The 17,998-nt window shown below is 72.5% G+C and carries 19 protein-coding genes; 9 read left to right on the plus strand and 10 right to left on the minus strand.

All coding sequences use genetic code 11. The features are described 5' to 3' along the window. Positions 1–172: 172 nt before the first annotated feature. Together PV350_RS15715 and PV350_RS15720 are read right to left on the minus strand one after the other, a co-directional pair. Positions 173–751 (minus strand): P-loop NTPase family protein, encoded by a 579-nt coding sequence (locus PV350_RS15715; protein WP_499516207.1) that lies wholly within the window; start codon positions 749–751, stop codon positions 173–175. A 94-nt stretch (positions 752–845) separates the two neighbouring features. Continuing rightward, entirely contained in the window at positions 846–1,259 is a 414-nt protein-coding gene (locus PV350_RS15720; protein WP_499516206.1) for a hypothetical protein, read from the minus strand. Positions 1,260–1,501: 242 nt separating this feature from the next. Between PV350_RS15720 and PV350_RS15725 the strand changes: the two genes are divergently transcribed. Next, a complete protein-coding gene (locus tag PV350_RS15725; protein ID WP_499516205.1) occupies positions 1,502–4,036 on the plus strand; it encodes an alkaline phosphatase D family protein in 2,535 nt (844 codons plus the stop codon). 75 nt (positions 4,037–4,111) lie between these two features. On the opposite strand, the gene PV350_RS15730 is transcribed toward PV350_RS15725, so the two are convergent. The 3 genes from PV350_RS15730 to PV350_RS15740 form a co-directional block, all read right to left on the minus strand. Further along, the gene (locus PV350_RS15730; protein ID WP_499516204.1) at positions 4,112–5,095 is read right to left on the minus strand and encodes an aldo/keto reductase; all 984 of its coding nucleotides are present in this window, start codon (positions 5,093–5,095) and stop codon (positions 4,112–4,114) included. Positions 5,096–5,222: 127 nt separating this feature from the next. Beyond that, positions 5,223–6,323: a M20 family metallopeptidase gene (locus tag PV350_RS15735; protein ID WP_499516203.1), complete on the minus strand. Its 1,101-nt coding sequence runs from the start codon at positions 6,321–6,323 to the stop codon at positions 5,223–5,225. 39 nt (positions 6,324–6,362) lie between these two features. Beyond that, positions 6,363–6,956, minus strand: coding sequence for a DinB family protein (locus PV350_RS15740; protein WP_499516202.1), 594 nt, complete (start codon positions 6,954–6,956; stop codon positions 6,363–6,365). Between the two features lie 195 nt (positions 6,957–7,151). On the opposite strand from PV350_RS15740, the gene PV350_RS15745 reads away from it, so the two are divergent. After that, the gene (locus PV350_RS15745) at positions 7,152–8,105 is read left to right on the plus strand and encodes a hypothetical protein (RefSeq protein ID WP_500334394.1); all 954 of its coding nucleotides are present in this window, start codon (positions 7,152–7,154) and stop codon (positions 8,103–8,105) included. 193 nt (positions 8,106–8,298) lie between these two features. Here the strand turns inward: PV350_RS15745 and PV350_RS15750 are convergent, their stop codons facing one another. Continuing rightward, on the minus strand, positions 8,299–9,267 hold the full coding sequence (locus PV350_RS15750) for an esterase-like activity of phytase family protein (RefSeq protein WP_500334396.1): 969 nt from the start codon (positions 9,265–9,267) through the stop codon (positions 8,299–8,301). A gap of 339 nt (positions 9,268–9,606) precedes the next feature. On the opposite strand from PV350_RS15750, the gene PV350_RS15755 reads away from it, so the two are divergent. The 6 genes from PV350_RS15755 to PV350_RS15780 all read left to right on the plus strand — a co-directional run bounded on the left by PV350_RS15755 (position 9,607) and on the right by PV350_RS15780 (position 15,260). Next, positions 9,607–10,353 (plus strand): hypothetical protein, encoded by a 747-nt coding sequence (locus PV350_RS15755; RefSeq protein WP_500334397.1) that lies wholly within the window; start codon positions 9,607–9,609, stop codon positions 10,351–10,353. A 187-nt stretch (positions 10,354–10,540) separates the two neighbouring features. Next, the gene (locus tag PV350_RS15760; protein WP_500334421.1) at positions 10,541–11,617 is read left to right on the plus strand and encodes a PP2C family protein-serine/threonine phosphatase; all 1,077 of its coding nucleotides are present in this window, start codon (positions 10,541–10,543) and stop codon (positions 11,615–11,617) included. A gap of 96 nt (positions 11,618–11,713) precedes the next feature. After that, positions 11,714–12,955 carry an acyl-CoA dehydrogenase family protein gene (locus tag PV350_RS15765; RefSeq protein WP_500334423.1) on the plus strand — a complete coding sequence of 414 codons (1,242 nt, stop codon included), beginning with the start codon at positions 11,714–11,716 and terminating at the stop codon, positions 12,953–12,955. 42 nt (positions 12,956–12,997) lie between these two features. After that, the gene (locus tag PV350_RS15770) at positions 12,998–13,456 is read left to right on the plus strand and encodes an RrF2 family transcriptional regulator (protein ID WP_499516198.1); all 459 of its coding nucleotides are present in this window, start codon (positions 12,998–13,000) and stop codon (positions 13,454–13,456) included. 114 nt (positions 13,457–13,570) lie between these two features. After that, a complete protein-coding gene (locus PV350_RS15775; protein ID WP_500334399.1) occupies positions 13,571–14,176 on the plus strand; it encodes a GOLPH3/VPS74 family protein in 606 nt (201 codons plus the stop codon). A gap of 376 nt (positions 14,177–14,552) precedes the next feature. After that, complete coding sequence (locus tag PV350_RS15780; RefSeq protein ID WP_499516196.1) at positions 14,553–15,260, plus strand: hypothetical protein; 708 nt, start codon at positions 14,553–14,555, stop codon at positions 15,258–15,260. Between the two features lie 81 nt (positions 15,261–15,341). Here the strand turns inward: PV350_RS15780 and PV350_RS15785 are convergent, their stop codons facing one another. Then, complete coding sequence (locus tag PV350_RS15785; protein ID WP_499516195.1) at positions 15,342–15,818, minus strand: MarR family winged helix-turn-helix transcriptional regulator; 477 nt, start codon at positions 15,816–15,818, stop codon at positions 15,342–15,344. 199 nt (positions 15,819–16,017) lie between these two features. Between PV350_RS15785 and PV350_RS15790 the strand changes: the two genes are divergently transcribed. Next, positions 16,018–16,467, plus strand: coding sequence for a MarR family winged helix-turn-helix transcriptional regulator (locus PV350_RS15790; protein ID WP_499516194.1), 450 nt, complete (start codon positions 16,018–16,020; stop codon positions 16,465–16,467). Positions 16,468–16,487: 20 nt separating this feature from the next. Here the strand turns inward: PV350_RS15790 and tatC are convergent, their stop codons facing one another. The 3 genes from tatC to PV350_RS15805 form a co-directional block, all read right to left on the minus strand. Beyond that, on the minus strand, positions 16,488–17,354 hold the full coding sequence (tatC, locus tag PV350_RS15795; protein WP_499516193.1) for a twin-arginine translocase subunit TatC: 867 nt from the start codon (positions 17,352–17,354) through the stop codon (positions 16,488–16,490). A gap of 21 nt (positions 17,355–17,375) precedes the next feature. Then, the gene (gene tatA, locus PV350_RS15800; protein WP_500334402.1) at positions 17,376–17,657 is read right to left on the minus strand and encodes a Sec-independent protein translocase subunit TatA; all 282 of its coding nucleotides are present in this window, start codon (positions 17,655–17,657) and stop codon (positions 17,376–17,378) included. 72 nt (positions 17,658–17,729) lie between these two features. Continuing rightward, positions 17,730–17,969, minus strand: a complete 240-nt coding sequence (locus tag PV350_RS15805) for a twin-arginine translocase TatA/TatE family subunit (protein WP_499516191.1) — start codon at positions 17,967–17,969, stop codon at positions 17,730–17,732. Positions 17,970–17,998: the final 29 nt, after the last annotated feature.

The following is a 17,998-nucleotide window of genomic DNA, read 5'->3' on the forward strand; positions in this document are numbered from 1 at the left end:
CACTCCCACCCACCCCTTCGCACTCTTCGCACCGTCTCGGCGACCGGCGACCGCCGCTTGCCGCGCGCACATGCCATGGTGCGCCAACTGGCATGCTCAGGCTATGAGTTGACCATGCTTGAGACGAACCGTGACCCCATGACCACGGCTCGGTGACAGTCCTGCGGCAGTCCTACGGCCGCGTGACGACGGAGTCCCGCAGCGGCCCGTCCGCCCAGCGGGCCGCCTCGATGTGGCTCCGGATGCGCACCACGGTCAACTCCGGCCGTTCGTTGAGCAGTCGGGTCACCCGCGCCGCCGTCTTGCCGTGGGTGTTCCACGCCCAGCGGACGATGTGCTCGGGGTCGGTGAGGATCGTCCACAGCGGCGGCTCGACGTTGCCGTTCCACAGCCGCTGCCGGCGGAGGCGACGTACCAGGGTGCGCCGGATCACCTGGCGCATGACGCGGCGCCGGGGAAGGTCCAGCCAGAGCAGCACGTCGGCGCGGGCGGCGAGGTGGGCGCGCACCGAGCCGTACTGCCACTCGGTCACCCAGCCGGGCTCGGCGCTGAAGCGGTGGACGTCGGCCTCGAACGAGGGGCGCCTGGTCCAGCCGGGGCCGTGGAAGAGCGCGTCGATCTCCACGTGCGGCACCCGCAGCGCGGCGGCGACACGGGCGGCGAGCGTCGTCTTGCCCGCGCCGGACGTGCCGGCGACGAGCACCCGACGCGGTCGGTGGGGCAGTGGGTCAGCCGGTCCCAGGAGTGGCACGCCGCCACGGTAGCAACGCCGCCGCCGGCCCCCGCGCCGGGGCATCCCCGGCCGGCCGGGCGGGCGCGGAACGCGCGCCCGGCCGGCACGGGTGTCAGGCGTTGCCGTCCTTGTAGACGGGGTGGTACTCGGTGTCGCCCTTGACCTTGACGACCCACATGCGGATCGGCGTCCCTTCGGGCAGGTTGCCGCTCGCCCAGCCGGAGCAGTACGGCGAGTGCTGGCCGCGGGTGCTGACCTTGCGGTCGATGTCGCCGTCCCGGTTGACGTCGAGCCTGACTTCGATCCCCCAGCCGTCGGCGATGGTGTCGCAGGCCGCGATGGAGTCGCCCGGGGCGTCGTCCCAGCCGATGGGGTCGGGCCCCGGGTCCTGCATCCAGTAGCCGTAACCGCCGCCTTCGTACGCGCCCCAGCTGAAGGACGCGGCACTCGCGGAGTTGCCGATGGTGCACACCAGCCCGAAAGCGGCGAGTACGACGCCGACTGCCCGAACCCTGCGTGACTTCACGTGACAGTTCCTCCCCGTGGATGTGACAGCCCCCCGTGCCGCCGGACCGCTCCAGGGCGGCGATGGGGCGCCGCAGATGAACACCCGGCAGCCTAGCGAGGTCCGCGATCATGAATCGCGAGTGAACTGCCTTTCCAAGCCGTGGAGTTGCACACACCGCCCGCGCCCGACATGTGCCGGACACCGTCCCTTCCCCGCGGCGACACCCGCCCGGCCGTACGGCTGCTGCACGATCTTGGGACGTGACCACCAGCCCTGCACTGCGCACCCTCGACCGCCGCCGTTTCCTCGCCCTCGCGGGGGGCACCTTCGGGGTCCTGGCCGCGGGCCAGTTGACCGAGGCGCTCTCCGCACGCGCCGCGGAACTGGACCCCGCGCCCTTCTCCCTCGGCGTGGCCTCCGGTGACCCGGACCACCACAGCGTCGTGCTGTGGACCCGCCTGGTACCCGATCCGCTCGACGCGGAGACCGGCGGCATGCCCGCGACGCCCGTCGAGGTGCGGTGGGAGGTCGCGAAGGACGAGTCCTTCCGGAAGGTCGTCGCGAGCGGCGCGGTGACGGCGCTGCCCGAGTCCGCGCACACCGTGCACGTCGTCGTCGACGACCTGGCCCCCGACCGCTGGTACTGGTACCGCTTCCAGTACGGCGAGGTCCGCAGCCGCACCGGCCGCACGCGGACCATGCCGTCGCCCGGCGCGAAGGCCGACCGGCTGCGTTTCGCGTTCGTGTCGTGCCAGTCGTGGACGGGCGGCGCCTACCCCGCCTACCGCGACCTGGCGGAGCAGGACCTCGACTTCGTCCTCCACCTCGGCGACTACATCTACGAGACGACCGACGGCGGCCTCACCGAGTTCCGCCGGCTGCACGCCCTGTACAAGACCTCGCCCGAACTGCGGGCTGCCCACGCCCGGTTCCCGTTCTTCGTCACCTGGGACGACCACGAGGTCCAGAACAACTACGCGGCCGACGTGCCGGGTGGCGCCGGAGACGGCCGTCCCTTCCTGGAGCGCCGGGCCAACGGCTACCAGGCGTACTACGAGCACCTGCCGCTGCGGCCCGGGCAGCGGCCCACCGGCCCGGACGCACTGATGTACCGTCAGGTGCGGTTCGGGAAGCTCGCCGAGTTCAGCGTCCTCGACACCCGCCAGTACCGCACCGACCAGGCGTACGGGGACGGCCGCAAGGAACCGGGCCCCGAGGTCTGGAACCCGGAGCGCACGATGACCGGCCCGGAGCAGGAGAAGTGGCTGCTCGGCAACCTGGACCGCTCCAAGGCCCGGTGGAACGTCATCGCCCAGCAGACCATCATGGCCGCCTTCGACTACGACCTCGGCCCGGGGAAGATCGTCAACCTCGACCAGTGGGACGGGTACGCGGGTGCCCGCGCCCGCATCCTCGACTTCCTCGCCGACCGCGACGTCGCCAACCCGGTGGTGCTCAGCGGCGACTGGCACACCCACTGGGTCAACGACCTCAAGACCGACTTCGACGACCCGCACGCGCCGGTCGTCGCCACCGAGTTCGTCGGCACGTCGATCTCCTCCGGCGCCGGCTGGGACGCCGACGTCCGGGCGGGTCTCGTCGCCAACCCGCACGTGAAGTTCTACAACGGCACCTACCGCGGCTACGTGATGTGCGACGTGACCCGCGACCGGTGGCGCGCCGACCTGCGCATCGTCCTCAAGGGCGACGACGCGGCCTCCCCGGCCTTCACCATCGCCGCCTTCGAAGTGTGCGACGGACGCCCCGGGGCCCGGCGGATCGACGCCGGCGACGGCCTGGTCGGCCGGATCACCGACAAGGTCACCGGCAAGCCGCTCGCCAACGTCCAGGTGACGGTCACGGCGGCGGACGGCACCCGGTTCGCGGCCGTCACCACCGACACCACCGGCGAGTACCTGGCCTTCGCGCCGCCCGGACAGTACGCGGTCGCCGTGGGCGGCGTCGGCTACGAACCGGCGACCGCCACGGCCACCGTGCGCGCGGGCGCGCAGACCCGGGGCGACGTGGCCCTGACGCGTGCCGCCGTACGGGCCGGCACCGGCCGTGCGGTGCCCGGGCCGCAGTCGCAGGCGGCGGCCACGGACGTCACGCTGTCCAACGGCATGCTGTCGCTGGCCGTCTCCGCGGGCTCCCAGGACCCCCAGCTGTCCGGGGTCACCCTGGGCAAGCCGCTGGACCTGGCGGCCGTGGGTCACCTGGACCAGCTGGACTGGATGAACCTGCCGTACGCCTCGGCGGCGCGGCCGCGCGGGAGCAACGCCTGGCAGCAGCTGACCGTGCGGTCCACCACCCTGGAGGTGCTCGCCGCGGGCGGCCCGGTCGCCTCCGCGCGCGCCACCGGGGCAAGCACCCAGGTCCCCGGCGTCGAGGTGGTCACGACGTTCACGATCGGCGAGGGCGAGCCCTGGGTGACCGCCGAGAGCGTCTTCACCAACCGGGGAACGGAGTCCCGCACCTTCTGGCTGGGCGACGTGCTGGACCACGACGGCGCCGGCCAGCGCAGCGGCGTCGCGGGGCACGGCACCGTGACCGCCTCCGCCCCGGCCGACTTCGAGCCGACGGCGCCGTGGGTGGGCATGACCGGTTCCGACGGTCAGACGTACGGGCTGCTCTACGACGAGCCGGGCTTCACCGTGTACGCCTGCGGGATATGGGCGATGACCCAGCGTCAGGTGACGATCGAACCGGGCGCCGCGTTCACCCTGCGGCGGCGGATCGCCGCCGTCGACAACGGCGGTGCGGCCGACCCGTTCGCGGTGCTCGCCGGGCTCTGATCCGGGCACGGAACGGACGCGGCGGCGGTCCCCCGGTCGCGGGGACCGCCGCCGCGGCGCTCGGCCGGCGGTCGGTCAGCGGTTGGTGGACTCCAGCGCCCGCGCGGTGTAGCGCGCGCCGCTCACCTCCCGGGCCGGGACGGCGGCTCCGAGCGCGGCGCGTTCGTCCCGCGACAGGACGAGGTCGGCCGCCGCGGCGTTCTCCTCGAGGTACTTCCGCCGCTTCGTACCGGGGATGGCCACGGCCCCCTGCGCATCGACCCAGGCGAGCGCGACCTGGCCCGGTGTCGCACCGCGTGCTTCGGCGATCTCCCGTACGCGCTCGACCAGGACGAGGTTCGCGGCGATGTTCTCCGGCGAGAAGCGGGGCAGTCCGCGCCGCGCGTCGTCCGGCGCCAGGTCGTCGACGCTGCGGATGGCCCCGCTGAGGAAGCCGCGGCCCATGGGCGAGGAGGCGACCAGGCCGATGCCCAGTTCGTCCATCGTCGCCTTGCGGCCGTTGTCCAGCAGGTCCTGGGTGAACAGCGACATCTCCGACTGGACCGCGGTGAGGGGGTGGACGGCGTGGGCCCGGCGGATGGTCTCCGAGGAGACCTCGGAGAGCCCGATGTAGCGGACCTTGCCCGCGGTGACCAGTTCACCCATCGCGCCGATGGTGTCCTCGACGGGCGTCCCGGGATCGACCCGGTGCATGAAGTAGAGGTCGATCACGTCCGTGCCCAGGTGGCGCAGCGAGCGCTCCACGGCCCGGCGGACGTGCTCCGGCCGGCCGTCGAGAGGACCGGGCGTACCGTCGTCGGCGAAGTCGAGGCCGAACTTCGTCGACAGGACGACCTCGTCCCGGCGGTGTCCGAGGGCGCGGGCGATCAGCCGCTCGTTCTCGAAGGGGCCGTAGGACTCGGCCGTGTCGATGAACGTGACGCCCAGGTCGACCGCGCGGTTGAGCGTGATCACGGACTCCCGCTCGTCCCCCGCCCCGTAGTCCACGCTCATCCCCATCGCACCCAGGCCCTGCACCGGCACGCGCAGTCCCTGACCGCCGAGGTCCACCGTCCGCATCGCCATTCCCTCCCGCAGTGGTGTCGATCCGCCCCGGTGCGCCGGCGCGCACGGCGGTCGTCAGCTACCTCCAGGACCGGACAGCCCCCGTGTCCGTGACACCGGGCGGCGACGGGGGCCCCTGCGGCTACCCGTTCCGGATGGCGTGCACCAGGCCCGCGACGAGGGTCGCCCGTTCCGCCATGGCGTCGACGACCACGTACTCGTGGTCGGCGTGCGCCCCGCCCCCGACCGCTCCGAGACCGTCGAGGGTCGGCACTCCCAGCGCGGCGGTGTGGTTGCCGTCGCTCCCACCGCCCACGGCCCTGCCCTCGATGCCGGGCAGCAACCGCTGCGCAAGGGCGAAGAGCGCGGCGGACGCCGACTCCGGCATCGGGGGCCGCCGGACGCCGCCGCGGACCGAGATGGCGGCTCCGTCCAGGTGCGGGGTCAGCGCGGCGAAGCCGGCTTCGACGCGTTCTTTCTCCTCGGCCGTCTCGACCCGTACGTCGGCGACGACGGTCGCCTGCGCGGGCACCACGTTGTCGACGGTGCCCGCCGACGCCACGGTCGGGGTGACGGTCGTCCCGGCCTCGGGCCGGCTGAGCGCCGCGACGGCCAGCACCTGGTGCGCGGCCTCGACGAGGGCGTTGACCCCGGCCTCGGGCTCCAGTCCCGCGTGCGAGGCGCGGCCGGTGACGGTGACCTCGAACGTGCCGCAGCCCTTGCGGCCCGTCTTCAGCGCCCCGCCCTCGGCCGCGCCCTCGAAGACGAGCACGGCGCCGCAGGCGAGGGCCCGCTCCTCGATGAGGGCCCGGGAGTGGGCGGAGCCGACCTCCTCGTCGCAGGTCACCAGGATCTCGACGCCCGACCGGTCCTCCAGGAGCGCCACACCGTGGACGGCCTGCACGAGACCGCCCAGCATGTCGAACACGCCGGGGCCGGTGGCGTGGCCGCCGGCGACGGTGAACGGGCGCCGTGCGAGGGTACCGAGCGGGAACACCGTGTCGTGGTGTCCCAGGATCAGCACCTTGGGGTCGCCCCCGGAAGACCAGCGGACGTGCGGCCCGACGGGGCTCTCGACGCAGACGGCCTGGCCGCCGAGGCGCCTTTCGATGACGCCGGCGACGGCCTTGGCCGATGCCGTCAGGGCGTCGACGTCACGCGAGGGGGACTCGACCTCGACGAGCGTCCTGAGGTCCTCGATCATCGCGTCGACACTCGCGGGGCCGATCCTGTGCATCGTCATCCCGCCAGGGTAGTGAGCATACCGGCCGGCACGCTCGGGTCACTCGCCGGCCTCGCGTGCCACGCGCTCGAGCCGGCCGCGGTACTCCTCCCACCAGGCCCGGTCGTCCGACGGGATGCTGTCGTTGCCCCGCAGGAATCCGACGCTGCCGTCGATGAGCTCGCGGAGGATGTCGGCGTGGCCGGCGTGCCGCTGGGTGTCCGCGATCACGCGCACCAGGACGTGGTTGAGGGTCACCGCCCGGCGTTCCTCCGGCCACCACGGGACGTGGCCGACCGCGTCGAGCGGCAGCTCCTCGATCGTGCTGTCCGCGTGCTCCCAGGCCCGGCGGTACAGCCCGGTGATCTCCTCGCGCGTCTCGTCCGCCGTGGCCCACATGTCCGCGTTGGCCTCCGCGTCCTCCCGGTACCAGGAGGGCCGCTCCGCACCGAAGAACGGCCGCCCGAAGGTGTCGCCGAGGTAGCCCAGCTCCACACCGGCGGCGTGCTTGACCAGCCCCAGCAGGTTCGTCCCCGTGGGCGTGAGGGGGCGGCGGACGTCGTACTCCGACAGCCCGTCCATCTTCCACAGCAGGGTGTCCCGCGCGTCCTGCAGGTACCGGAGGAGGTCCGCCTTGGGATTCGGTTCGATCATGCCGGGAAGTCTCCCACCCGGCACCGACAGCGGCCCCCGTGCGCGGGCGGTCGCGGACGCGGAGAAGCCGGGCGGCGCGCACGCAGCGGTCGGCGGTCTGCCCTTCACCCTCCGCTCCCCCGGAGTTCGCGTGGACGATCTTCGGCCGCGTCAGGGTCGAACCCTGCCCTGCCACCGGATCGACCGAGGGGAACCATGCACGTACGGACCAAGATCGCTTCAGCCGCGGCAGCCTGCCTTGCGGCGGCGGCACTCATGGCGGCCACGGGCCTCGGATCCGCCGAGGCCTCGACCCCGGCGGTCGCGAAGGCGGCGGTCGCGAAGGCGGCCCCCACGGAGTACACGGCCGAACTCCGGCACACCTTCGCCGCCTTCGACGCGCGGCAGGGCGTGGCCGTCGACCGGAAGTACTTCTACGCCGTCAACAACCAGACCATCACCAAGCACGACAAGGCGACCGGCAAACCTCTCCTGCAGTTCGTCGGCGACGCCGACGGCCCGATCATCCACATGGACAGCGCCACCGTGGTCGGCGACAAGCTGTACGCGGCGACCTCGAACTACAACACCACGCCCGAGAAGAGCTCCGTCGAGGTGTTCGACACCCGGACGATGAAGCACATCGACACCTTCGGCTTCGGCATCGACCGCGGCTCGCTGACCTGGCTGGACCGGCACGACGGGGCGTGGTGGGCGGCCTTCGCCAACTACGACAAGCCCCCGGCGGGCTCGACGGAGCCGTACGGCGGTACCGACAACACGCAGATCGTCAAACTCGACGACCGGTTCCGGGTCGTGGAGGCCTGGACGCTGCCGCAGGAACTCCTGGACAAGATCCGGCCGATGAGCAACTCCGGAGGTTCGTGGGGCCCCGACGGCCGGCTGTGGATCACCGGCCACGACTACGACGAGGCCTACGTGATGGACCTCCCGTCCGAGGGCTCGGACCTGCGCTGGGTGGCGACCGTCAAGCTGCCCGACGTCGAGGGCCAGGCCATCGCCTGGGACCGCTCCGGCAGGACCCCCGAGCTGTGGACCATCAAGCGCTCCACCGAGCAGGTGCTGGTCTTCCAGGCCCCCTACACCTCGATCGAGGACCCGCACACCCGCCAGTGGAAGGTCGTCGGCCCGGGCCACTTCGTGGAGTGACGCCCCTCGCGTCCGCCGGGCGCCGTGGGGTGCCCACGCCACCCGGCGGACGCCTCCCCATGGCCGGGGTCCCTGTGGGGCCCGTCGATCACGGCGAGGCGGTACCGCCTTTGCGGCAGAGCCTCATCGAGCGGCACCGTTGTCGACGTGGCATCGGGCACGGGCCGGGCGCAAGACGCCGCACGCATGCGACTCAGAGCTCGGGCAACCGTATGGTCATCCCGTACAGTCGGGTGGTCTGCATGTCGCTCTGGTTGTCGTCGGTGACCATGAGGACCTTCAAACGACCGTCCGGGGTGGTCCCGGTGATCGTCATACCCTCGATGTTGCCGAGCAGGGGGTTGGCCTGCGACTGCTTGTTCGTGGCTCCGAGCGGCGGGCAGTTGACCATGTCGACCAGCAGGGTCTTGTTCATCAGGGAGACGTCGTCCTGGCCGGACAGGTTCTCGACGTGGGTGATGTCGTCCGCCTCGCGCGGGTCGGCGAGATAGACCCGGATGATGTTGCCGACGCTCTTGTCGAAGCCCCGCTCCAGAACAAGGAGCCTGCCGTCACCGGACGCGCAGATGTCCGACAGCAGCAGGCCCTTGTCGCGCACGTAGCCCCACTGCACGCCGATCCGGAACTCGTCGCCGGCCGTCTCGCGTTTCCACGCCTGGAAACGCACGTAGTCGCTCTCGTCACCCCTCAGCGCGCCCTCCATCGACGCCACCAGGGTGAGGCCGCCGGGCTGCATGGCGAGGCCCTCGAAGGTCTCGTTGACCACGGCCCGGCCCGCAGGCGCGAGGAGGAGGCTGTCCGGCACCGGCAGCCTGTCGATGAACTTTCCCTCCGGGGTGTAGCGACGAACGGCAGGTTCCTCGGAGGCGATCAGGAGCGTGCCGTCCTCATCGAAGACCAGGGCCTCGAAGTCCGTCTCCTTCCCGTCCTCGTCGTACAGCGCCACGACTTCCACGGGCTCGTGGGTGGCGGCGTCCAGGTGGAAGAGCAAGGAGCGGTCCGCGAGGGCGGCCACACGTCCCTCGGGGCTGACCGCCAGGGCCGACATGTTGCCGACGAACTTCTCCTCGAAATGGGTCTTGTCGAGGGCATCGGAGAACCAGTCGACAACGGCCCAGGCGGAGCAGGCGTTCGGCTCCGGACCCTCGGAAAATTCGGTCATCGTAAACCCCTTCGCATCGGGCCTAAACCCCTCCACACCGGTCTTCTCGGCCGCGCCCGTCGCCTGGGATGCTCTCGCAGTAGGTTCCAGCGATTCCTCACCACCGCGCGCGAAGGCGTTGCCGCCATGGAGCGATCCGGCTGCGCGGGAGTGATCACGGCGTCGGAACCCTACTGGATGGCCTCGTTGGCCGGACCGAGTCCGCGGCAGTCCGCCTGCGGCACGCGATCGCTCGGGCTGCCCTCGACGGCCGTCCCGCCCGTAGCTCGCGCGGGGACCGCAGTCCGAATGGCAGGCCCGCAAGGCAATCGTGTCGGAGGCCTGGTCTAGGTTCGGCCCATGCACGAGAGCCGTTCCAGCGCCGGGGTGCCCCTTGAGCCGGACGTGCCGCCCTACCAGGTGGTCCTGGCGGAGACCGATTGGGGCTCGCTCCAAACTGCTTTCGGGAGCGGCGAGGACCTTCCCGACGTCCTCGCGCGGCTGTTGGAGCCCGATCCCAAGATCCAGGTCACCGCTTTGTCGGAGCTGGGTGAGATGGTCAACCACCAGGGCACCATCTACGGGGCCACCGCACCCGTCGCCCTGTACGTCGCCGGCATCCTCACCCACCCGGCGGCCGCGAACCTCCGGGCCTACGGCGACGTCCCCATCCGCGCGACGCTGTTGAACTGGCTGGTTTCCACGGCCTACGACGCTTCCGACGAGATCGCAGGCCCCATCGAGCAGCGGTTCCCCGGGTTCCTCACCCACGGCACGACCATGGCGTCCTTCCGGGACCTGCGCCCGATGCTCTACCGGGCCGTCGCTCCCTTCGTGCAGGACAGCCACGAGAACGTGCGCGAAGCCGCCGTCGTTGCCGCGCTCATCCTCGCCGAACACCCGGCACTCGCCGAGCAGCGTGATCACCTCGCCGTGCACACGCGCCGCGTCCTCGACACCAACGGCCACGAGCCCGACCGCCGCATCGCCCGGAGGGCCCTTGAAGCGTGGGGCCACGACGTCCCCGGCCCCGGACCTTTCCGGGCGGAGCCCTGGGACCGGGGGCCGCACCGCGACGGCCGCGGGGATCTCGAACCTCCCTTCTGACCCGTACACGCAGGGCCCACCCGCGGAACACCGCGGCAGGTGGGAGACACCAGCCCAAGGACGCGCGACTTCCGCGGACCCGCGAAGGGCGTCCCGGGGCGGACGCGGCATCAGATGTCGTACCTGCGGGGTGCGATCATGGATCGCCTACGATCCAGCCATGAGCGCTCTGGCCCGGTATCGGACGATGTGGTCGAACCTGCGGCGACGGGACCCCGTTCTGCTGTCCCCCGCCGTCCTGACCGCGGTCATCGGGGTCCTGGCGATCCTCACCCCCCAGGACGTCCCCTTCACCCGCCTGCTGCCGGCGGCGCCCGCGCTCGCCGCGTCGCTCTGGTCCGTGCGGGCGACCCTCACCCTCGGGATGATCTGCCTGCTCCCGGTCATCGGCTACGCCCTGGCCTTCTCCGACATGTCCGCCCTCTACACCGCCGGGGCGATCGGCGCCGTCAGTCTGGCCGCCGCCTACGCCAGCCACCTGCGCCTGCAGCGCGAACACACCCTCGCCCAGGTCCGCGCCGTCGCCGACGCGACGCAGGAGGTTCTCCTCAGGCCGGTGCCCGAACGCATCAGGAACCTGGAGATCGCGACCTTCTACCTCGCCGCGGCCCCCCAGGCGCGCATCGGGGGCGACTTCTACGCCGCGGCCGACACCCCCCACGGCCTGCGCCTGATCCTCGGGGACGTCCGCGGCAAGGGCCTGCGCGCCGTGGGGGTTTCGGCCGCCCTCCTCGGCTCCTTCCACGAGGCCGCCTACGAGGCCCCCGACCTGCCGCACCTCGCGCACCGCCTGGAGACCACCATCACGCGGTACACCGCGGCGGTACCCGCCGAGGACGACTGCGAACGCTTCGCCACCGCCGTCATCGTCGAGATCCCGCCCGCAGCCGACCATGCCTCCGTGCTCAGCTGCGGGCACCCGCCTGCCCTGCTGGTGCACGACGGCCGCACCCGGGCCATCGACCCGGTGGTCCCCTCACCACCGGTCAACCTGGCGGCACTTGTCGGCTCCGGCTACCACGTCGACCGCGTTCCCCTGGCCGTCGGCGACCTGCTGCTGCTCTACACCGACGGCGTCAGCGAGACCCGCGACCCGGGTGGCGCCTTCTTCCCCCTCACCGCCTGGACAGGGCAGGCCGCCACCACCGCACCGGCCGGGTTCCTGCACCTCCTCCACCAGGCGCTCCTCCGCCACAGCGACGGCGGCCTCAACGACGACATCGCCTGCGTCGCCATCCGCAGGACCGCTGCGGGCACCCCGTGAAGCGGCCGCCGCCGAGTATTTCCTAGTGAATTGATGGGAAAGCATTGACGGTGGTCCGACAGGCTGCGCAGGATGAGGAACGTGCCCCAGACGCCCATGGACGTTGAGACCGCGCCGTCCGGCTCCGCACCGCCGCCGGAGCCGGAACCGGAGCCGACCGGGCCCGGCCGCGCGCACTGGCTGCGGGTGGCCCGTGAGACGGCGGACGACCTGGCCACGGACGCGGTCGCCAGGGACCAGGCGGGCAAGCCCCCGTTCGACGAGGTCTCCCGGCTGCGCGAGGCGGGGCTGCTGCCGCTGCTGGTGCCCGCCGGGTCCGGCGGCGGTGGCGCGGACTGGGCCACGGCGTACGCCGTGGTCCGGGAGATCGCGGCGGCCGACGCCGCGATCGCCCAACTGCTCGGCACGCACTACTTCGTGTCGTGGAGCGCCCGGCTCCTCACCGGGCCCTCGGCCGCCACGGGGCTGGAACGGCGTTCCGCGGCCGGGCAGTGGTGCTGGGGCGGTGGGTTCGCCCGCCAGGACGCGACGCTGACGCTGGCCAGGACCGCGGGCGGCTACCGGCTGGAAGGCCGGCAGAGCTACGTCACGGGCGTCCTCGTCGCCGACCGCATCGCCGTACGCGCCGTGCGGGCCGACACCGGGGAACCGCTCGCCGTCGCCGTCGACCCCGCCCGGCACGGCGTCGCGGTCGGCGCGGAGGACGATCCCTTCGGCCAGCGGCTCGCCGCCGGGGGCGGCGTGGAGTTCGCCTCCGTGGCGGTCACCGCCGACGAGGTGCTCGGTTCGCTCTCCGCCGAGGAGGACGTCCTGCCGCCCCTGGCCTCGCTGGCCTCGCCGCTGGGGCGTCTGATGTCGGTCCAGCTCCGACTCGGCACGGCCGAGGGCGTGCTCGCCGAGGCCCGTGAGTACAGCAGGGCGGGCCAGCGGCCGTGGCAGCCGGAGTGGCCGGCCGGATCGCCCCAGGACCCCCACGTGCTCGCCGCGTACGACGAGCTGACCGTCCTCACCCGCTCCGCCTCCGCGCTCGCCGCTCAGGCGCTGGAGGCACTGGAGGGCGGCCTGGCACGAGGGGAGGCCCTCGGCTACGAGGAGTGCGCGGAGATCTCGGCGCTCGTGGCCGTGGCCGAGGTCGCGACGTCCACCGCCGTGCGGGAGAGCACGACGCGCGCCCTGGACGTCATCGGGCCCCGCTCCGCGTCCGCGCGCCTGGGCCTGGACCGTTTCTGGCGCAACGCGCGCACCCACACCCTGTACGAGCCCGTGGCCCCCCGCCTCCGCGACGTCGGGGACTACTTCCTCAACGGCACGCACCCCCCGTTCACGCTGCCGGTGTGACCCGGAACCGACACCACCGGCACCCGACGGGATAATGCGCCCATGCGGATCTCAGCCAGGGCGGACTACGCGGTACGTGCCGCGCTGCAGCTCGCCGCGTCACCGGAGGCCGGGCCGATGAAGGCCGAGGCCATCGCCGCCGCCCAGGACATCCCGCACAAGTTCCTCGAGGGCATCCTCAACGAGATGCGCCGCGCCGGTCTCGTCCTCAGCCAGCGGGGCGGCAACGGCGGTTACCGCCTGGCCGGGCCCGCCGGGTCCATCAGCATCGCCGACGTCATCCGCGCCGTCGACGGACCGCTCGTCTCGGTCCGCGGGGTCCGCCCCCCGGACCTGGCGTACACCGGGCCCGCCGAGTCGCTGCTGCCCCTGTGGATCGCGCTGCGGTCCAACGTGCGCGAGATCCTCGAGGGCGTGTCGCTCGCCGACGTCGCCGGGGCCGAACTGCCGCACGGCGTCCTGGCCCTGACGGAGTCCCCCAGCGCCTGGACGAACCCCTGACCGGGCACCGCCCCGACCTGCGCGCACCGTGGGGGGCGGCTCGCCGTGCGCCGGGAACGGCGGACGGCGGCCCGCGGCGACGTATCGTTGTTGATCTCTTCGACGGGAGCCGCCATGAGCACGCCGCAGGACCTGATGATCGTCAGCATGGATGTGCCTTCGAGCCCTCCCGTCGAACCGGGCGACCTGTCGCTCGCGCTCGCGGGGGCCGAGGTGATCGATCTCCTCGGAGCGCGGGCGGTCATTCTGGACGGTGACCGCCTGGTGCCGGCCGACGGGCCGGCCACCGGTGACCACCTGCTGGACCAGGCGGCCTCCGCGCTCGTCGACCAGGAGCCCTACGAGTCCGTCGAGGACTGGCTGTGGCGCAGGGGCCGCAACCTCTCCTCGGTCTACCGCGGCGCGCTGCAGGCGACCGGTCTGACCGCCGTGAGCCGCCCCCGGTGGCGGCCCTGGGCCACCGGGGAGCAGGTGCTGCTGGACTCCCCCGCCCGCCGGGAGGCACTCGGCCGACGGTCGTCCGGGGAGCCCGTCCTTGCCGCCCTCGCGTCCGCCGCCGGGGTCCCCGGGGACCGGACCCCCGGCGACCTCGCCGACGTCGGCGACGACGCCGTGGCCACGGTGCTGGCCGCGGTCCACGACGCCGTCGAGGAACTGCAGTCGGTGCGGCAGCGGAAGGACATCGAGAAGGCGGCCTTCGACAACATCTGGCGGGCCTGAGGGCGAGGGCGGCGGCTCAGGAGGGCGGTCAACGGCGACTCACCCGGTGGGGTTCCCTCGAACGTGCCCTGCCCGTACATGGGTTCGCCCGTCAGGGACTCCTCCCTCACCGCGGGACCGGGCGCCGCATCTGCACCCCGCCACCGTGAAGGCGCATCTCAACTACGCCAACGGAATGACGAGTTGGGATGAGTACGTCTCTCCCGGCCCGCCCACGGGCCTGCCCCGCACGGGACTTGCGGCGGCGGGGCGTGCGGCCGGGACGTCCACGGTGAACACCGCCCCAACTCGCTGAGTACGGGGCGGTTCCGCACGGTGAGCGCGGAGGATGGGTACGATCCGGCAGCAACATCCCATACACCAGGAAGCGGCTGTCGTGTCCCACAACACAACCATTCAGGACCGGTATGCGGCGCGTCTCGCAGAGGACCTGGAGAACAACGCCAAGGATCAGGAAGCGGTCCGGGAGCAGGTGGCCGGGCTCCAGGCCCGCCTGACCCGGCTCGAGGACGAGCGGGCCTGGCTGACCCGGCTGCAGGGCAGCGTGACGACCGGCGGACCCCGCGTCGCCCCGCGCGACGAACCTGCCGATGCCGTGCCGGCGGACGAAGTCCCGGCCGAAGAAGTGCCGGCCGAGGAGGTTCCCGCCGAGGTGGTTCCGGCCGCCGACGTGGCCGGGGCGCCGGAGGAGGGTGCTCCCCGGGCCGTCCCGCGGCCCCGCACACGGAAGCCGGCCGGCGGGGCGAAGGCCCGGAAGGCCGGCAAGAAGGCGGCGCCGTCCCGCGACAAGGAGAAGCCGACCCTGCGCGGCCTCGTCGCGGACGTCCTCGCCGCCGATGAAGAGCCGCGCATGGTCAGTGAGTTCGTCGACGCGCTGGCCAAGCGGCATCCGGATCGCTCCGCCCCGAGCGCCCCCGTCGTGCGCAACGCCCTGGAGGCGTTGGTCGCGAAGGGGCTCGCCGAGCGGTCCCGCCGTCAGGGGAGCGTCTTCTACACCCCTGTCACGCCGTCGGCCGGGACCACCGGTGACGGCGCGGGCGCGGCAGCGCCCGAGGCCGGGAAGCCGGTCGCGGCGAAGGCCTGACCGGGCGCCGTGGCAGGGGCACGCCTCTGCCACGGCGGAGTGGCCGCGGAGCCGGGTGGGCACCTCGGCCGCACGGGGCTGTCAGGTGGCGACGTTCCTCAGGGCCGCGCCGAGCGCCTTGAGGTCCAGGCCTTCGAGGTGGTCGAGGAAGTGACGGCGCACGGACACCAGGTTGGTCCGCCACGCCTCCTTGAGGCGGGCGAGGCCGGCGTCGGTGAGGACCGCGTTCCAGCCGCGGGCGTCCTCGGCGCACTTCACGCGCTGCACGAGCCCGTCGTTCTCCAGCCGGTGGACGACGCGCGTCATCCCGCTGACCGACAGTTCGCAGGCCCCGGCGAGGTCGCTCATGCGCATCTGCCGACCGGGCGCCTCGGAGAGGTTCATCAGGGTCAGGTACTCGATGAGCGGGAGCCGCTGCTCGCGGACCAGATCAGCGTCCATGACACGGGGCAGGGCGTAGATGACACGACTCAGCGACCGGACGACCGCTTCCTCGTCGGGACTGAGCGGCACGATCGCCTCGGGGGCCGCTTCCTGCCGCGGCATGACGTCTGACATGCCCCTAGTTTACTTGCGCGGCGAAGGAAGTGAACGCTTCCTAACGGCGGGATCCCGGCATCCTCGCACATCCGGAAATTACGACGCGTTTCGTCCGTTTAGTCGGTCACGGTAGGTCTCAAGCAGCCACTGCCTGTCGTTCTCGTTCCCCTGTGGGAGCAGATGCTCGTATCATGGGGAGGATGCTCGGGAGGAGACCATGACCGCTGCGGCGTCGAAAGCCGACTCGTGCAACAACCTGGCGCTGCGCAAGGCGGCCCGGTACCTCGGCGCGACCTACGACAAGGCCCTCGCCCCGGTGGGCCTGCGTGCGACCCAGTTCAGCATCCTGCAGCAGCTCAGCGTCCACGAAGAGATGACGATCACCGCCCTCGCCGACATCATCGCGATGGACCGTACGACGATGGCCTCCAACCTCAAGCCGCTCGCGCGGGAGGGCCTGGTCACCGTCGAGACGTCGGCGACCGACCGCCGCGCGCGGATCGTCACGCTCACACCGGACGGCCTCGCCAGGATGAAGGCGGCGCTCCCCCTCTGGAACGACGTCCAGACCCGGTTCGAGGAACGGTTCGGGTCCGCGGACGCGGCCCTGCTGCGCGGGTTCCTCGACGCCGTGCTGGACACCGGCTTCGAACCGTGGGCGGAGTGAGCGACTCCCGGCGCGACACGTCATGACCGGCCGGCGGCGACGTCGTCGGGGGCGGGAGCGGGGGCCTCGACGGCGCCCGGGGCCGGGTCGGGGCGGCCGGGTGCGGTGCGCCGTCGCCGGCGGTCGTTGCACCAGGCGACCGCGCACGCCGCCCCGTACAGCAGGCTGATGGGCGTGGCGAGCAGCAGCATGCTGATCGGGTCGGTGCTGGGGGTGGCGATCGCCGCGAAGGCGGCGACCCCCATGAGCATGCCGCGCCACCACCCGGTCATCCGCCGGGCGCTGATCACCCCGCCGAAGTTCAGCAGCACGAGGAGCACGGGGAGTTCGAAGGAGAGGCCGAAGACGATCACCATGCGGGTGGCCAGGTCGAGGAAGTCGTCGACGGGCAGGATGTTGGTGGCGTTGTCGGGCGTGAAGGAGATCAGCACCCGGGCCGTCGTCGGCAGCGTCCGGTACGCCACCGCGGCACCGGTCAGGAACAGGGGGATGCCCGCCCCGAGGAAGGCCAGGGTGTACTTCCGCTCGCGGCGGTGCAGTCCCGGCGCGACGAAGGCCCACAGCTGGTAGAGCCACACCGGGCTCGCGCCGACCACTCCCGCGGTGACCGACACCTTGAGCGCGAGGGAGAACGGCGAGAGGAGACCGTTGAGGGAGATCACGCCGCAGTGACCCGCACCGTCCGCCCCGGAGGCCCCGGTCAGGCGGCCGGGGGCACAGCCGGGCAGCGGATCGATGAGGAACCCGATGAGCTGCCGGTGGAACAGGGCTGCAGCGACGGTGACGAGCAGGATCGCCCCGACGGCCTTGAGCAGGCGGTTGCGCAGTTCGCGCAGGTGCTCCCGCAGGGGCATCCGATCGGGGTCACGCGGGGTACGGGTGGTCATGGCCGGTCCGTCCGGGGCGCTTCAGCGCCGGTGGGGTGCGCCCGCCGCGGTGGCCTCGGGCGCCGTGTGCGGGGTCGCGGCCCCGGGCTCAGAAGTCGCGGCCCCGGGCTCGAGGGCCGCGGTCCCCACGGCACCCGGGGGCTCACCGGAGCCGTCCTCCCGCATGGCCTTGGTCTCGCTCCTGAGGATCCGGAGCGACTGCCCGAAGGAACGGGCCATGTCGGGAAGCCGTTTGGCCCCGAAGAGGAGGAGGACGACGACGAGGATGAGGAGGATCTCGGGTGCTCCGAGCCTTCCGAACATGGGTGTTTCCCTTCTGAGGTGCCGAGGTGAGGAGGTGCCGCACGCGGATCCGGGCGCCGCCGGACGGCCGCGTCACGGCCGGTGGCCGCCGGCGGGCGGATCGCGCGGGTCGAGGTCCGTGAGGTCCAGGTCCCGCAGTTCGGGTGGGAGTTCGTCCCGGAGGCCCGCCCGGGCGCCCTGCGCGAGCTCACGGAGCCCGCGCAGGGCACGCACGGTGTCGGAGACCAGCCCGGGGAGCCTGTCGGGTCCGACGAGGACGACCGCCACCACGAGCAGCGTCAGGACCTCCAGCGGGCCGATGTCGGAGAACACCGTGCCTCCCGTCTGTGGGTGGGGTTCGC

The sequence above is a fragment of the Streptomyces sp. PA03-6a genome, assembly GCF_033792765.1.
Lineage (GTDB): Bacteria > Actinomycetota > Actinomycetes > Streptomycetales > Streptomycetaceae > Actinacidiphila.

Excerpts from the sequence above, each read along its gene's own strand:
- PV350_RS15730 (WP_499516204.1), bottom strand. The coding sequence starts at position 5,095 with ATGCGGACGGTGGACCTCGGCGGTCAGGGACTGCGCGTGCCGGTGCAG.
- PV350_RS15735 (WP_499516203.1), bottom strand. The coding sequence starts at position 6,323 with ATGACGATGCACAGGATCGGCCCCGCGAGTGTCGACGCGATGATCGAG.
- PV350_RS15740 (WP_499516202.1), bottom strand. The coding sequence starts at position 6,956 with ATGATCGAACCGAATCCCAAGGCGGACCTCCTCCGGTACCTGCAGGAC.
- PV350_RS15745 (WP_500334394.1), top strand. The coding sequence starts at position 7,152 with ATGCACGTACGGACCAAGATCGCTTCAGCCGCGGCAGCCTGCCTTGCG.
- PV350_RS15750 (WP_500334396.1), bottom strand. The coding sequence starts at position 9,267 with ATGACCGAATTTTCCGAGGGTCCGGAGCCGAACGCCTGCTCCGCCTGG.
- PV350_RS15755 (WP_500334397.1), top strand. The coding sequence starts at position 9,607 with ATGCACGAGAGCCGTTCCAGCGCCGGGGTGCCCCTTGAGCCGGACGTG.
- PV350_RS15760 (WP_500334421.1), top strand. The coding sequence starts at position 10,541 with ATGTGGTCGAACCTGCGGCGACGGGACCCCGTTCTGCTGTCCCCCGCC.
- PV350_RS15765 (WP_500334423.1), top strand. The coding sequence starts at position 11,714 with ATGGACGTTGAGACCGCGCCGTCCGGCTCCGCACCGCCGCCGGAGCCG.
- PV350_RS15770 (WP_499516198.1), top strand. The coding sequence starts at position 12,998 with ATGCGGATCTCAGCCAGGGCGGACTACGCGGTACGTGCCGCGCTGCAG.
- PV350_RS15775 (WP_500334399.1), top strand. The coding sequence starts at position 13,571 with ATGAGCACGCCGCAGGACCTGATGATCGTCAGCATGGATGTGCCTTCG.
- PV350_RS15785 (WP_499516195.1), bottom strand. The coding sequence starts at position 15,818 with ATGTCAGACGTCATGCCGCGGCAGGAAGCGGCCCCCGAGGCGATCGTG.
- PV350_RS15790 (WP_499516194.1), top strand. The coding sequence starts at position 16,018 with ATGACCGCTGCGGCGTCGAAAGCCGACTCGTGCAACAACCTGGCGCTG.
- tatC (WP_499516193.1), bottom strand. The coding sequence starts at position 17,354 with ATGACCACCCGTACCCCGCGTGACCCCGATCGGATGCCCCTGCGGGAG.
- tatA (WP_500334402.1), bottom strand. The coding sequence starts at position 17,657 with ATGTTCGGAAGGCTCGGAGCACCCGAGATCCTCCTCATCCTCGTCGTC.